This window comes from Bradyrhizobium commune (assembly GCF_015624505.1).
In the GTDB taxonomy this organism is placed as follows: Bacteria; Pseudomonadota; Alphaproteobacteria; order Rhizobiales; family Xanthobacteraceae; genus Bradyrhizobium; species Bradyrhizobium commune.
In genome coordinates this window covers 5,080,614-5,094,646 of record NZ_CP061379.1, presented here as the reverse complement: position 1 = coordinate 5,094,646, position 14,033 = coordinate 5,080,614, and the positions used below count along the sequence as shown (strand labels likewise).

Annotated in this window: 14 protein-coding genes; 9 read left to right on the top strand and 5 right to left on the bottom strand. The window is 64.8% G+C overall.

Features of this window, described 5'->3' with window-relative positions; all coding sequences use genetic code 11:
* Positions 1 to 19: 19 nt before the first annotated feature.
* Positions 20 to 1,414, top strand: a complete 1,395-nt coding sequence (locus tag IC761_RS24105) for a M20/M25/M40 family metallo-hydrolase (RefSeq protein ID WP_195799120.1) — start codon at positions 20 to 22, stop codon at positions 1,412 to 1,414.
* Between the two features lie 197 nt (positions 1,415 to 1,611).
* Here the strand turns inward: IC761_RS24105 and IC761_RS24100 are convergent, their stop codons facing one another.
* Positions 1,612 to 2,391 carry a class II aldolase/adducin family protein gene (locus IC761_RS24100; RefSeq protein WP_195799119.1) on the bottom strand — a complete coding sequence of 260 codons (780 nt, stop codon included), beginning with the start codon at positions 2,389 to 2,391 and terminating at the stop codon, positions 1,612 to 1,614.
* A 183-nt stretch (positions 2,392 to 2,574) separates the two neighbouring features.
* Positions 2,575 to 4,224, bottom strand: a complete 1,650-nt coding sequence (locus IC761_RS24095) for a glycosyltransferase family 39 protein (RefSeq protein WP_195799118.1) — start codon at positions 4,222 to 4,224, stop codon at positions 2,575 to 2,577.
* A gap of 312 nt (positions 4,225 to 4,536) precedes the next feature.
* On the opposite strand from IC761_RS24095, the gene IC761_RS24090 reads away from it, so the two are divergent.
* Together IC761_RS24090 and IC761_RS24085 are read left to right on the top strand one after the other, a co-directional pair.
* Positions 4,537 to 5,403: a DUF308 domain-containing protein gene (locus tag IC761_RS24090; protein ID WP_195799117.1), complete on the top strand. Its 867-nt coding sequence runs from the start codon at positions 4,537 to 4,539 to the stop codon at positions 5,401 to 5,403.
* 159 nt (positions 5,404 to 5,562) lie between these two features.
* The gene (locus tag IC761_RS24085) at positions 5,563 to 5,976 is read left to right on the top strand and encodes a Ros/MucR family transcriptional regulator (RefSeq protein ID WP_195799116.1); all 414 of its coding nucleotides are present in this window, start codon (positions 5,563 to 5,565) and stop codon (positions 5,974 to 5,976) included.
* Positions 5,977 to 5,979: 3 nt separating this feature from the next.
* On the opposite strand, the gene IC761_RS24080 is transcribed toward IC761_RS24085, so the two are convergent.
* Both IC761_RS24080 and IC761_RS24075 read right to left on the bottom strand, forming a co-directional pair.
* Positions 5,980 to 6,408 (bottom strand): SufE family protein, encoded by a 429-nt coding sequence (locus tag IC761_RS24080; protein ID WP_195799115.1) that lies wholly within the window; start codon positions 6,406 to 6,408, stop codon positions 5,980 to 5,982.
* Between the two features lie 68 nt (positions 6,409 to 6,476).
* On the bottom strand, positions 6,477 to 6,920 hold the full coding sequence (locus IC761_RS24075) for a DUF5330 domain-containing protein (protein ID WP_195799114.1): 444 nt from the start codon (positions 6,918 to 6,920) through the stop codon (positions 6,477 to 6,479).
* A gap of 412 nt (positions 6,921 to 7,332) precedes the next feature.
* Between IC761_RS24075 and IC761_RS24070 the strand changes: the two genes are divergently transcribed.
* The 3 genes from IC761_RS24070 to IC761_RS24060 are packed head-to-tail and all read left to right on the top strand — an operon-like array spanning position 7,333 to position 10,249.
* Entirely contained in the window at positions 7,333 to 9,156 is a 1,824-nt protein-coding gene (locus tag IC761_RS24070) for a PAS domain-containing sensor histidine kinase (RefSeq protein WP_195799113.1), read from the top strand.
* The gene (locus IC761_RS24065) at positions 9,149 to 9,850 is read left to right on the top strand and encodes a peptidoglycan-binding domain-containing protein (protein ID WP_195799112.1); all 702 of its coding nucleotides are present in this window, start codon (positions 9,149 to 9,151) and stop codon (positions 9,848 to 9,850) included. Before IC761_RS24070 ends, IC761_RS24065 begins: the two co-directional genes overlap by 8 nt.
* 54 nt (positions 9,851 to 9,904) lie before the next feature.
* Complete coding sequence (locus tag IC761_RS24060; protein WP_195799110.1) at positions 9,905 to 10,249, top strand: DUF1491 family protein; 345 nt, start codon at positions 9,905 to 9,907, stop codon at positions 10,247 to 10,249.
* 27 nt (positions 10,250 to 10,276) lie between these two features.
* On the opposite strand, the gene IC761_RS24055 is transcribed toward IC761_RS24060, so the two are convergent.
* Positions 10,277 to 11,251 (bottom strand): DUF2336 domain-containing protein, encoded by a 975-nt coding sequence (locus IC761_RS24055; protein ID WP_195799109.1) that lies wholly within the window; start codon positions 11,249 to 11,251, stop codon positions 10,277 to 10,279.
* Positions 11,252 to 11,504: 253 nt separating this feature from the next.
* On the opposite strand from IC761_RS24055, the gene IC761_RS24050 reads away from it, so the two are divergent.
* The 3 genes from IC761_RS24050 to IC761_RS24040 all read left to right on the top strand — a co-directional run bounded on the left by IC761_RS24050 (position 11,505) and on the right by IC761_RS24040 (position 14,031).
* Entirely contained in the window at positions 11,505 to 11,693 is a 189-nt protein-coding gene (locus IC761_RS24050) for a hypothetical protein (RefSeq protein WP_195799107.1), read from the top strand.
* A gap of 16 nt (positions 11,694 to 11,709) precedes the next feature.
* Entirely contained in the window at positions 11,710 to 12,465 is a 756-nt protein-coding gene (locus tag IC761_RS24045) for a hypothetical protein (RefSeq protein WP_195799106.1), read from the top strand.
* Positions 12,466 to 12,624: 159 nt separating this feature from the next.
* Positions 12,625 to 14,031, top strand: a complete 1,407-nt coding sequence (locus IC761_RS24040) for a carbohydrate porin (protein ID WP_246791309.1) — start codon at positions 12,625 to 12,627, stop codon at positions 14,029 to 14,031.
* Positions 14,032 to 14,033 lie beyond the last annotated feature (2 nt).

The window sequence follows — 14,033 nt, the reverse complement described above, 5'->3', positions numbered from 1 at the left end:
AAAGTCGGGGAATACGACCATGGCCAACGCGCAGCTTCAATCCGTGCTCGACCACATCGACACGGAGTTCGACAACAGCCTGGAGCGTCTGTTTGCGCTGTTGCGGATCAAGTCGATTTCTGCAGATCCGGCCTTCGCCAAGGATTGCAAGGCGGCCGCCGAGCATCTTGCCAAGGATATCGCAAGCCTCGGCGTCGCCACCGAGGTGAGGCCGACCGCCGGTCATCCCGCCATCGTCGGCAAGACCAAGGCGGGCGGCCGGCCGCACGTGATCTTCTACGGCCATTACGACGTGCAGCCGGTCGATCCGCTCGACCTCTGGCACCGTCCGCCGTTCGAGCCCGTCGTGACCGACCATGCCGACGGACGCAAGATCATCGTCGCGCGCGGCGCCGAGGACGACAAGGGCCAGGTGATGACCTTCGTCGAGGCCTGCCGCGCCTGGAAGAAGGTCACGGGCTCGCTGCCGATCGACATCACCTTCCTGATCGAAGGTGAGGAGGAAGTCGGCTCGAAGAATTTCGTGCCCTTCATCGAGGCCAACAAGGACGAGTTCAAGGCCGACTACGTGCTGGTCTGCGACACCGGCATGTGGGACCGCAACACGCCGGCGATCACGACGTCGCTGCGCGGCCTGCTTTATGAAGAGGTGAAGATCACGGCCGCCAATCGCGATCTGCATTCCGGCGTGTTCGGCGGCAGCGCGATGAACCCGATCCGGGTGCTGACCAAGATCCTCGGCGGCCTGTTCGACGATGACAACCACATCACCATCCCCGGCTTCTACGACGGTGTGAAGGATACCCCGCCGGACGTCCTGGCGCAGTGGAAGAAACTCGATTTCACGCCCGAGACTTTCCTCAAGCCGATCGGCCTGTCGATCCCGGCGGGCGAGAAGGGGCGGCTCCTGATCGAGCAAGCTTCCACGCGTCCGACCTGTGACGTCAACGGCATCTGGGGCGGTTATATCGGCGAAGGCTCCAAGACGGTGATTCCGTCGATCGCGTCGGCCAAGGTCTCGTTCCGGCTGGTCGAAGGCCAGGACCCCGCCAGGATCCGAAAAGCCTTCCGTGATTACGTGTCGGCGCGCATCCCCGGAGACTGCAAGGTCGAATTCGGCGACCATTCCGCCGGGCCCGCCATCGCGCTCGACTGGAACATGAAGCCGCTCGCCGCCGCCAAGCAGGCGCTGACCGACGAATGGGGCAAGGAGACCGTGCTGATGGGCTCGGGCGCCTCGATCCCGATCGTCGCCGACTTCAAGCGCACACTCGGACTGGACTCGCTGCTCGTCGGCTTCGGCCTCGATGACGACAACATCCATTCGCCGAACGAGAAATACGACCTCCGCAGCTTCCAGAAGGGCATCCGCTCCTGGGCAAGGATCCTCGCGGCATTGGCCGAGGTGAAGTAGGTACCGGTGCCGTAGGGTGGGTTAGCGAAGCGTAACCCACCAACTTCGTCCCACAGTCGCGGAACCATGGTGGGTTGCGCTTCGCTAACCCACGCTACGAAGCGTCAAAACAAAAACGCCGCCCGGAATTGGGCGGCGTTTCATTCCAAAACGTGTAGAGGGTGTTAGCAACCACCTTACACGAAATTCCACTAATCTCAAGACCGGTAGCCCGGGAGCTCGCGGTCGAGCTTGCGCAGCAAGGGCGGCCAGACCAGGTTGGTCGCGCGCAGCTCGGCGCGGTCGCGGTTGGCGAGCAGCTCGGTGTTCTTCTCGATCGCGATCTCCTCGACCGGATAGATCGGCGTGCCGAGCGCGCGGGTGCGCACCTGCATCGAGCAGGCGCGCTCGAGGTGGTACATGCGCTCGAAGGCGGAGGCGACCGAGCGGCCGACCGTCAGCGTGCCGTGGTTACGCAGCAGCATGTGGTTGTGGTCGCCGAGGTCGTTCTGGAGCCGCGGCCGCTCGTCGTGGTCGAGCGCGATGCCCTCATAGTCGTGATAGGCGAGATCGTGGGTGACGAGCTGCGCGGTCTGGTTCAGCGGCAACAGTCCCTCGGCTGCGCTCGACACCGCGGTGCCGTCGAGGGTGTGGAGATGCAGCACGCAGATCGCGTCCTCGCGCACCTCGTGGATCGCCGAATGGATGGTGAAGCCAGCCGGGTTGATGCTGTACTCGCTCTCGGTGAGCTGGTTGCCGTGGAGGTCGACCTTGACCAGGCTCGACGCCGTGATCTCGTCGAACATCAGCCCGTAAGGATTGATGAGGAAGTGATGCTCGGGCCCCGGCACGCGCGCGGAGATGTGGGTGTCGACCAGATCGTCCCAGCCGTACAGCGCGACCAGGCGATAGCAGGCGGCGAGATTGACCCGCTGTTGCCACTCCGCCTCCGTCATGTTCGACGGCACTTCCTTCAGGCGCGCTTCCGCTGGTGACATGGCAAATCTCTCCGAACCTCGTTGTTGCGGGGAGGCAGCCTAGTCTCGGCTGAGGCCGGCGGCAAGGCGGTCGAATCGCAGCAGCCAAGCGTAGCCCGCATGGAGCGAAAGCGTAATGTGGGGGCCACATCAAAGGTCCCGGATTTCGCTTTGCTCCATCCGGCTACAGCCGAGAGAAAAATACTACGGTGCCGGGATCGACAGCAGGCTGGAAATGCTGCGGCCGCGGATGTCGTAGACACGGGCGAACACCACGTCGTCGCGCTTGATCTCGAGCATCACCGGCGCGGGCAGGCCCTTGCAGTAGAACTCGCCGAGCGTCATGGCGAAATCGGCGGCATTGGAATCCCAGCCGATGGTGAAGTCGGGCCCGAGCGCGACCTGCGCCGGGCGCTGCGGGCCGCATACCGCGACCTTCCATTTGCGATTGCGCGGCGGCACTTCCTGGCGCTCGATCAGCTGCTCGCGCAGCTCGTCAGAGGCCTGCTTCAGCGCGAGGCCCCAATAGTCCAGCATGAAGCGGTCGTCGGCGGCGCGCACGGTGCCGGCGATGTGGTTGAAATGGGTGTATTGATAGGGATGCAGCCGGATCATCTCGGCGAGCGGCAGCGCGAGGCCAAAGCAGAAGGTCGCGAGCACGACCGGCTGCCAGGCGCGGTGATTGGCGCGCAGGCGTTCCATGGTCCAGGCAAACGCAACGCCGCCGAGCACCGCCATCGGCGGGATGACGAAGACGAAATGGCGGATACCGTTGTAGAGCGCAGGCCGCTTCACCATCGCGATCGCCAGCGGCAGGGTCGCAGCCAGCGTCAGCATCAAAAGGATGGTCTTGCGGCGCGCCGGAACCTCGCGGCGCGGCAGCATGGCGAAGGTGCTGAACACGGCGCCGGTCATCAGCACCAGCATCACCTCGGGCAGCTGAAGCGCGAACAGCGTCGGCAGATACGACCAGGGCATATCAGGCACGGACACGATCGCGCCGTCGAACATCTCCTTCCAGGGCTTCTCGAAGAAGTGCGAAAAGTAGGTCAAAGCCTCGAAGGGATTGCCGGGCTCCATGATCGACCACGGCCAGATCAGCCCCATCACCAGGTAGCCGAACACGAGGCCGGGAAGCAGCACATAGACGACATGAGCGAAGCGGCGGGCTGCTTCGTGCGCGCCCTCGGTGCGCAGCTCCTCCAGGAACAGCGGGGCGAAGCCGGCCATGGCATAGACCAGCGCGAGCCCGCCGAGGATGCGGCAGCCGATCGAGAGGCCGGCACCTAAGCCGACGATCAGGATCGTACGCGGCGAGGGTTTTGGATATTCCTCTGCAAGCCGCACCAGGCCGAGCATCAGGATGATCATCGCCACCGCGAAGGGCGCATCCTTCGGGTTCATGAACATGTGGCCGTAGAAGATCGGGCAGAGCGCGAGCAGCAGCAGCGTAGCGAGGCCGGCAAGCGGTCCGCCGACGCGGCGGCCGAGCCGCCATGTCACGGCAAGCCCGATCACACCGACGATCGCGCCGACCAGGCGTCGCGTCTCGAACAGCTCGAGCGGAAGGATCTTGTGCAGGAGGGCTGCGACCATGTCGAAGCCGCCGCCATACATATAGAGGTTGGCGAAGGAGAGCGCCGCGGTGTCCCTGAAGCCGGAGCCGTACATGCGCAGCAACAGATCGGCATATTCGGCGTGGGTGTAGTCGTCCCAGCCGAGCCCGTAGTCGCGGAAGGTCAGGCCGGCGATGACGGCGACGGCTGCCAGCACCAGCATGGCGAGGTCGTCGCAGGTGCGTTCGACCGAGCGCCCGAGAGGCGTGTCGATCGCCGAGGTCGTGATGGATGTCATGGCTATTGGTGACCCGGAAGCCCCTCTCGGCCCTGCTGGTGCGCGCGGGCCTGTTCCCCGGATTCCCTATAGCGCAGTTCCATTACCAAGTAATTGGGCATTATGGCTAAATTCCTGATGCGGCGCAGCAAATCCCGAAAACCGGCAGACCATAAGAGCTAGCGGGTCGATGCTGAAGGGAATGTGAATAAGTCCCTGATATCCTTCCCTTTAGGAACGGCGCCGGCAATTGGTCGTTGGCGAGGAACGCAGTATGACGGTATCGTGGCGTAACAGGTGCCGCGCATGGATGCGCGGCCGGGGGTGAGTTCGATGAGCGTAGCATTGTTGATTGCAGGGATTTTCGCCGTGGTGGCGGGCCTCCTTGCGGTCGCTTTTGGCTATTCGATCAGGGATTTCAGCCTCGGCAGCACCCTCATAATCTCCGGCACGATCGGCGTCTGCTCCGGAATGTTACTGGTCGGCCTCTACGCCGTGGTGCTGGAGCTGCAAGCCATTGCCCGCCGGCTGGCCGGATCAGCTGCACCGTCCGAGGTTCGAGTCAGGCCCGTGCTGCCGGGTCGCGCGGCGCCTGGCGCGCCTGCGCTCGAGCCTGTGCCCGCTCCGGCGATGCCGGCCGCGCCGCCGCCGGCCGCGCCACCATGGCAGGGCGAAGCAGCCGCGCGCGAGCGCCCGCGTGTTGAGCCTCCGGCTGAGCCGGAACCGCCTGAACCCGCAGCTCCCGAAGCTCCGCGCCGGCGCAACCTGTTGTTCGCCTCGACCTCGCGCAAAGAGCGCGAGCGCGCCGAGGCGAAGACCACCGAAGGGGCGCCCCCACAAGAATCTGCCGAGCTCGCGGCGCCCGCCGCGCCGGAAGTTCCACCCGCGAGCTTCGACGATGCCTGGCCGAAGCCCGATCGCGCCCGGGCGCCGGAGCCGGTCGCGGCGCGTCGTCCACCGCCGTCGCCACGCACGCCGTCGACCTTCGAGCCCGCCGCACCGCAGCCCGCACCTGAGCTGCCGCTGGCCCCGCCGCCTCCTGCGGTTGAGCCGCCGGTGACGGTGCTCAAATCCGGCGTCGTCGACGGCATGGCCTATTCGCTCTATTCCGACGGCTCGATCGAGGCGCAGATGCCTGAGGGCATGATGCGCTTTGCCTCGATCGACGAGCTGCGCGCCCATCTCGACCAGAGGTCCTGAGCGCCGGGCTCAAGTAAAGTGCCGCTTTTCTTGCTACTCACCAGTAATCGGCTCATATTCATCAGTCGTCGCATTTCGGCCAAACGTATTGTTGACAGGAAATACTTCGCCGCCGCCCAATGAAGCGCGACGGAATCAAATTGCAGAAAGGTCGAGCCCATGTCGGATGCCGGGGCCAAGAATTTCATCGAGCTGACGGCGGACATCGTCTCGGCCTATCTCAGCAACAACCCGACGCCGGCCGCCGAGATTCCGAACCTGATCAGCCAGGTGCATGGCGCGTTGACGCGGGTGTCGTCGGGTCGCGTCGAGGCGCCGCTCGAGCCGGCAAAGCCCGCGGTCTCGCTGAAGAAGTCGATCGCGCCGGACTATCTGGTGTGTCTGGAAGACGGCAAGCGCTTCAAATCGCTGAAGCGCCATCTGCGCACCCAGTACAACATGACGCCCGAGCAATATCGCGAGAAATGGGGCCTCCCGGCCGACTATCCCATGGTCGCGCCGAACTATGCAGTGGCGCGCTCGCAACTCGCAAAGAAGATGGGATTGGGACAGCAGCAGCGGAAGCGGAAGTAATTTTTACGACGCCTCCGCCAGCGCCTCTTTCGCATCGGTCTTGATGCGCTCGACCATCGAGCGCAGGCCGTTGGAGCGCAGCGGCGTCAGGTGGTCGCGGAAGCCGAACTCGTCGAACACCGAGATCGCATCGGTTGCAAGAATCTCCTGCGGCGTGCGGCCCGAATAGAGCGCGAGCACGATCGCGACCAGGCCGCGCACGATATGCGCGTCGCTGTCGCCGCGATATCTGAGGATCGGCGCGCCGCCATCGCGATTGATCAGCTTCTGGAGCCAGACCTGGCTGACGCAGCCATTCACCTTGTTCTCGGCGGAATGCTCCGCCTCCGGCAGCGGTTCCAGGGTGCGGCCGAGCTCGATGACGTACCGGTAGCGGTCGTCCCAATCGTCCAGCAGCTCGAAATTGTCCCTGATGTCGTCGATAGTCGTCATGATGGCCCATTGGTCCCGTTCAAGCCAATATAGGGACGGGAGCTGCCGAAATCGATAGGATTTGCGGCCTAATTCGCCGCTTCCGGGCCGTGCCATTCCAGCGCGAGATCGTCCTGGGACAGCGTGTCGCGCGGCGCCTCGCTCGCGGCCGCATCGCCTTCACCGGCGACATTGATCGAGCCGGTGTGGTCGGGCGCCTTCTTGTCGATCTTGTCGATCTTGTCGTTCTTGCCGTTGGTGATCTGCTCTTTCTTGTCATTGATGATCTGGTAGAGCTTGCGCGCGCCATCCTGCGCCCGCTGGCCGATGATCGTCGCAGCCTGTCCGCCGACCTCGCAGGCCGCCGGCTGGCGCTTGCAGAACTGGCTCGCATCGGAGACGGCCGCGGTCGCAGCCTGCACCGCATCGGCAGCGCCGATTTGCGGCAGCTTCTCCGATTCGGGCGTCTTGTCCCGCGGCAGGAGCACGAGCACCAGCCCGAGCCAGAATGTGATGCGGAGCAGAAAGCGCATCTTTTCGAACCTGTATGTTAGATCTGGCCCACGACGATCTCCGCGTGGCGCCAGCGACCTAGCAATCCTCGATAAATCGCAAGTGATTGCCTTCCGCTTAATTCGCGGAAAATTGACGCAAAATTTGTCGCGGATCGCGGTCTCGTAAATTTTCGATTGATACGGGCATCCGTGGTGCTGCGGGCCGCGCGTCCACCAATTCGAAACCATGAGCGGGACGGCGAAACCCTGTGTTCACCATCCCCATGGATGACATCGCCAAATCGCCTAAAAATCTCAACGAAAACACGGTGTCAGCCGGCAGGCCGATCCGCCTTAGCACTCGTTTAAGGTCGCTCTGACACGTTGGCGCAACAATAAGGAGGCGTTCCGGCGCGTCTTCTCGAGACGATTGAGCCGAAGCGCGAGACCCGTGACAGTTTTGAGTATCATCCGCGATTGTCTCGATGCGCTGCTGCATCCCTCCGCGCGTTACGATGCGCTGACGCGAGCGCGCCATCGTGCCTTCATGGCGCCGCGGCTTCTCGGAAGCCTGGCCGCCTTTGCCGCATTTCCCGTCTATCTCGTCCTGCGCGGCGCGCCGAGCGCGATCGAGGTCGCAGCCTTCGCCTGGCTGATCGCGCCGATCCTGTTGTCCTGGTTCCTGTCGCGCACCGGCCGTTACGAGGGCGCGCATGTGCTGTCGTCGCTGGCGCTTGCCGGCCTGATCATGGCGATTGCCGGCAGCACCGGCGGCATCGAATCGTTCGCCGCGATCTGGCTGGTCGTGGTTCCCCTGGAAGCCGCGCTGTCGGCCTCGCGCCGTGTCGCGGCCTTTGCCTCGCTGCTCGCATTGTCCTGCGCCGGGACTTTGATCCTCATCAGTCAGCTCGGCTGGCTGCCACAAGCGGATGTGAGTGCTGCCGAGCGCGGCGTGCTGATGGCGTTCGGCGTTGCGTCCGCGACGCTTTATGCCACGGGCCTCGCCTTTGGTGCCGAATCGCTGGCGCGCACCGGCGTCGCGCTGTTGTCACGCGAGGAAGAGCGCTATCGCCTGCTGGCGCGCAACATGAGCGATGTGATTTCGCGGCATCGGCGCAATGGCGCGGTGCAGTTCATCTCACAGGCGGCCGAGGCCATGCTCGGCATGCCCGTCGCGCAATTGCTCGGTCATGGCCTGTTCGATCGCGTCCATGTCGCCGACCGGCCGGCCTATCTGACCGCATTGTCGGATGCCGCGCGCGGCGATGTGCGCAGTGTCGAGTTCCGGCTACGGCAGGAGGGCAGCGAGCGCGGCCAGATCGACTTCATCTGGGTCGAGATGCGCTGCCGTCCGCTCGAGCAGGAGCGACGCGCCGACGCGGCGGCCGAGCTCGAAGTCGTCGCCGTGATGCGCGACGTCACCGATCGCAAGCTGTCCGAGCAGGCGCTCGATCAGGCGCGTAGCGCCGCGGAAGCGGCCGATGCCGCCAAGACGCGCTTCCTCGCCACCATGAGCCACGAGCTCCGCACGCCGCTCAACGCCATCATCGGCTTCTCCGAGATGATCGCGCAGGAGCAGACCCTGATGCTGGGCGCTCACCAGCGCAAGGAATATGCCGAGCTGATCAATGCCTCCGGCCAGCACCTGCTGTCGGTCGTCAACGGCATCCTCGACATGTCGAAGATGGAGTCCGGCAATTTCGAGATTGCGTCGGAGCCGTTCGCGCCACGCGCCGCGCTGATGCATTGCTGCAATCTGCTGGCGCTGAAGGCGCGCGAGAACGGCATCGATTTGATCACCGATGCGCCGCAGGATCTGCCGGTCATGACCGGCGACCCGCGCGCGTTCAAGCAGATCGTGCTCAACCTCGTCGCCAACGCCGTCAAGTTCACCGAGCGCGGCGGTCAAGTCACCGTCTCGGCGGCAGCCTCCGCCTCGCAGCTGACGCTGCGCATCAGCGACACCGGCGTCGGCATCGCGCCCGACGATCTCAAGCGCATCGGTGCGCCGTTCTTCCAGGCCGGCAAGACCTATCAGCGCCGCCACGAAGGCACCGGCCTCGGGCTATCGATCGTGAAGAGCCTAGTGGCGTTGCATCTCGGCGAATTGACGGTACAAAGCAAGCTCAGTGAGGGCACCGCCGTCACCGTCAAGCTGCCGCTCGTCTACACGCCGCCGCAGGCGAAACCGGCCGAGAGCAAGATCGCGACGCTCAATCCGGTGCTGCGTCATGAAGTTCAGGATCAACCTGCTCTGGTGAAGAAAAGTGCCTAAGAAGTCTGCCAAGGACGACACTGCTCCGCGCCGCCGCGGCGCCAAAGCTGCGGTCATCGATGTCGAGACCGAGCGCAATCTCGTGATGCGCGTGCTGCTGCATAGTCCCAAGGACACGCTGGCCGGCCTCGTTGCCGCCGCCGCCGTCTGCGCCATCGTTGCCAACGCGCTGTTCCTCCAGACCGGCCGGCATCCGGCGCCGATGTTCGGCACCGTGATCAATCTTCCCGCGCCGTCGGCGATGCCGCTGTCCAATCCCCTGCCACGGCCGCGGCCCGTCGGCGCAGATACCTCGCCGCTCGAGCCGAAGGCCACCGAATTTCGCGTCGAGCCCAAACCCGCCGAGAAGGGGCCGGCCGTCGAGGCGACCGCATCGACGCCGCGCGCGGGCGATCCCATGGCCAATCTGGTCAAGGCCACGACGTCGGCGCCGACACCGTCGGCCGTGGCCGTCGCCCGGCCGCCGGCGCCGATCCCGACGCAGCAGAGCCCCGCGGCGCGTCGCCTCTCCGGCGTGCAGCGCGCGTTGTCCGAATATGGCTATGGCCAGCTGAAGGTCACGGGCACGATGAGCGGCGAGACCCAATCTGCGATCCAGAAATTCGAGCGTGAGCACAAGATGCCGGTCACCGGCCAGGTCTCCGACCGCCTGCTGCGCGAGCTTGCGGCTGCCATCGGCCATCCCGTCGAATAATCGTTGCGCTTGCGAGGCTGGTGCTGGTCGCAGCGCTGGCCTATCGTGTTCTCGATGCGATTGAAATCAAACATATGGGTCGCGGCCTATTTGCGCCGCTGCCAGACCGAGGGCGTGTTCGGCGCGGTGCGCCGGCGCGGCGCCGAGGAAGCGGGCGCGGTGTTCGTCAAGGTGTCGCTGCTCGACGGCAATGCAATGCTCTACGTGCCGGCGCCGCAGACCTCTTATGACGACGGCCGGCCGGTCGATCGCTTCTTCGTGCCTGCCGCACCGCAGCCGATGCCGGAGCCGGCGGTCGAGGAGCGCCTGACCAAGGAAATCCGTTTCGACCCCGACGCCTGGATCGTCGAGACCGAGGACCGCGCAGGGCGGCATTTTCTGGAGTTGGCGAAGACGTAACTGCTGCCCAATGACGACGTGGAAGCTTCAGCGCTCTGATCCGCCGCTGCCTGTCCGTACCGCCGGGCTCGAGCCCGGCTGCACGGCGGGTCGCGTCTGGCTTGCGCCGGCACGTACGCGCTGCCGCTCACTGTCATGCAGCGACGGCTGATACTTCGCCCGCGTGACGGCGAGCGTCGAGCCGCGCCAGGCGGCCAGCATCACCAGCGCGGAGCGGTCGCTGAGGCGGTCGTAGAGTCGCGACAACCGGTAGACCATTTCCACGGAATTGCCGATCTCCGGCTTGAAGAACAGCAGGATGCGCTGGAAGTTGGGGCTCGGCATGTCGAGCGCGCGGGCGGCGACCGCGAGCGCCTCGCCGCCGGCATCGTCGACGATTTGCGCGGCAACGCGCGAGGGCAGGATCAGGCTGTCGCCGAGCTCGTAGGTGAAGTTCTCGACATCGCCCGCGATCGCCGCCATCTCCAGGATCTGGATGGCGCGCTTGGCGCGCACGGTCGGAATCCGCGGCGCGGCCTTGAGCGGCGTCTGTGCCAGATTGTGCAGGACCAGCGCGCGCTCGGTCGCGCCCGCGCGGAAGAACATGTCGTGGATCTCGGCCGCGTCCTTTGGCTGCATCGCCATGTTGGCGGCCATGCGCAGCTCGGCCTCGGTCGGCGTGCGGGCAGGCGCAGGGGCCGGCGCAGGAGCGGGGATTTCGCGCGCCAAGGGAATCCTGCGGCCTTCCTGGGCTGCGACCAGGCCGAGCTTCTGAAGAATCGGGACCGGCGTATGCGGATAGATCGCGAGCCGCGCCTTGACCGCGGCGCGCGTCGCATCGTCGACCTGGTCGATCAATCGCGTGGCGAGCTCGACGAATTGCCGCTGCTCGTCCTCGCTGTGGACGGCCGACTGGACATAGAGGTCGGTCAGCACGCGCAAGAGCGTCGGACGAACATCGACGCCCTCGCGACGGGAGAGTGTCATCAACCCGTCGAATCCGGGAAACAGCGACTTGGTCATGGAGGCGTACGCAACTCGGGAAAGACTCTTGCCTCAGCCTATATGGTGTTCGTTTAAAGCCTCGTTAAGGAAAACGAGATGTGAAGCGGGCCGCGCAATTTCAGCTGTTGTCGTGCCGCAACGGGACGGCCCGCGCGCGCCCGTGCGGTTACGGTCCGAACGCCCCGTTTACACCCCGTTAACCATAAACTGATCCTAATGATCCGCATGTTGCAGGGGCGCATTTTGTCGCGCGGCAATTGAGAGAGCAGACATGGGGATCATCATCGAATTTCCGGCCGGTCGCCGGGTGGGCTCGTCGGGGGACGTCACACCGCGCGCGGACATGGGAACGATTCTGATCCTTCCCGTGATCCGCATCGAGCGCGAGGCGGACGAAACCAGCGGCGATCGTGGGCCGGAAGCGGGCACAGCGCCGGGGCGTCGTCGTCGTCGCCGCTGACGTCCGGCACATCGCAATGCCGGAAGCCATCCGCCAGATCCGCACCGTCGTATCGGCCATCCTGCTCGCAGCTGTGGGTGCGACGCTCGCCGCCTGTAGCGGCGGCGATTTCGGCCGCACCCGCGAGAGCATGCGCAGCGACGACATGCATCGCTGGCTCGGCACCGAGGTCACCGGCAGCCTCGGCCTGAAGGCTTCGCAATTCCAGCTCACCGACGAGGAGCGCCAGCTCCGCGATCTCGCCTATCCCATCATCGAGCCGCCGCTGTCGCGCCCCGCCTGGAAGAGCGTGTTCGGCGACTACAAGGCGTTGCCGTCGCCGTGGCGGCAGAAGATCGTGTTCGACCGCACCATGTACGGCCGCACGCTGATCGACGAGCCGCATCGCTCGCATTCCTCGCGCTACGCGCAGCTGATCGAGGACGTCCGCAACGACATCACCCGCTTCGAGCCGTTCTTCGCCAGCGCGATCCGCGTCATCGATCTCGACAAGAAGCGCGAAGCAAGCATGGCGCGCGTCTCCGCGCTCTCGCCACAGGAAAAGGCCGACGCGGTCGCGCGCATGCAGGAGAACTCGCTGATCATCCAGTGGGTGCAGCAATCGCTCGAGCAGCGCGTCTCGTCCTATCGCTGGGCGCTGGAGCGGCTGGTGATCCAGGCCCCCGACGGCATGGCGGCCGATGCCGACCGCCTGATCGGCGAGCTCGCAGCGCAAACCGCCAACCCGCCGGTCGCGAGTCCCTACGGCCGTGCGGTCGTTTCCAAGGGCTGACCGAAGTCGGGCGACTTTGCTCGCTGCTCTCATCGCACCATCGGTTCCCGAGCAAGGGTCCGGAACTATGAAAAGTTCAAAAGTGCACACAGCGCCGACTCATCAACTTGGTTGATTGTCGGGTGCCAACATGCGTCACTGATTGCCCGGGAGGTGATCGTGAGCGCCCAAGCAATCAGACATGTCGTGCGCGCCCTGACGCTTGGTGCGTACCTGACAGCGGCAGCCCAGTCCTTCGCCCAAGAGGACAAGAAGACCGACGACGACAAGCCGGCCGATCCCGATACGGGCGAGAGCACGGTCGAGGAAAAGACGCTGGGACTGCTACCCAATCCCTGGCAGACGTACGGCGTGAAGTTCGCGGCAACCTATATCGGCGAGGCTCTCGGCAATCCCACCGGCGGTCTGAAGCAGGGCGCGGTCTATGAGGGCAGGCTCAACCTTGCGCTCGACGTCGATCTCGACAAGCTTGCCGGTCTCGACAAGCTCACCTTTCACGCCAACATGTTCCAGATCCACGGCGACGGTCTCTCGCGCTCCAATCTGCAGAATTTCTTCGTCGCCAGCGGGATCGAAGCTCTGCCTTCGACCCGGCTCTACGAAGCCTATTTCGAGAAGCAGTGGGGCGACAAGAAAGTCTCGCTCAAGCTCGGACAACTCGCGGCCGACAGCGAGTTCTTCAACACCAAATATACTGACGTTTTCACCAACTCCTCGATGGGATGGCCGGCCATCACCTCGCTCGACCTGCCGAGCGGCGGTCCGTCGCCGCCTTTGGCGGCCATGGGCGCGCGCCTGCTCGTCAATGTCACCAGCCAATTGTCCGCTCTCGGCGGCATCTTCGATGGCGATCAGGCCGGTCCCGGTCCCGGCGACCCGCAGCAGCGTGATCGCTATGGCGTGAATTTCCGTGTCAACGATCCGCCGCTGCTGCTCGGGCAAATCCAATATGCCTGGAACAACAAGAAGGGCGATCCCAACCTCACTGGGCAGATCAAGTTAGGAGGCTGGCGCCATTTCGGCTCCTTCGCCGATCAGCGCCTTGCCTCGAACGGCGTTTCGCTCGCCGCGCCAACGAGCAGCGGTGAGCCTCTGCTTCTCTCGGGCGACATCGGCGGATGGGCGGTCTTCGAGCAACAGGTCTATCGTGTGCCTCACAGCGACGATCGCGGCGTTGGCATTTTCGCGCGCGTGTCGGGGGCGCCGGCCGACCGCAACCTGATCGATCTCTACGCCGACGGCGGCCTCGAGCTGATCGGGCTCAGCGACGCGCGTCCGGATGACAAGTTCGGCATCGCGGCCGGCTATGCCCATGTCTCGAAGCATGCGCAGGCGCTGGACAGTGATTACCGCAGCCTGGTTGGTCCGCAATGGCCGGTACGCAGTTTTGAGGGGCTTCTCACGGCCGTGTACCAGTATCAGGTCAAGGACGGCTGGACCGTGCAGCCGAACTTTCAGTACATCGTCAACCCCGGCGGCGGCGCCACTTTGCCCGCTGGTTCACTGCCCGGAAAGGCGCTGCGAAATGCCGCGGTATTCGGCTTGCGAACGACCCTGAAATTCTAGGT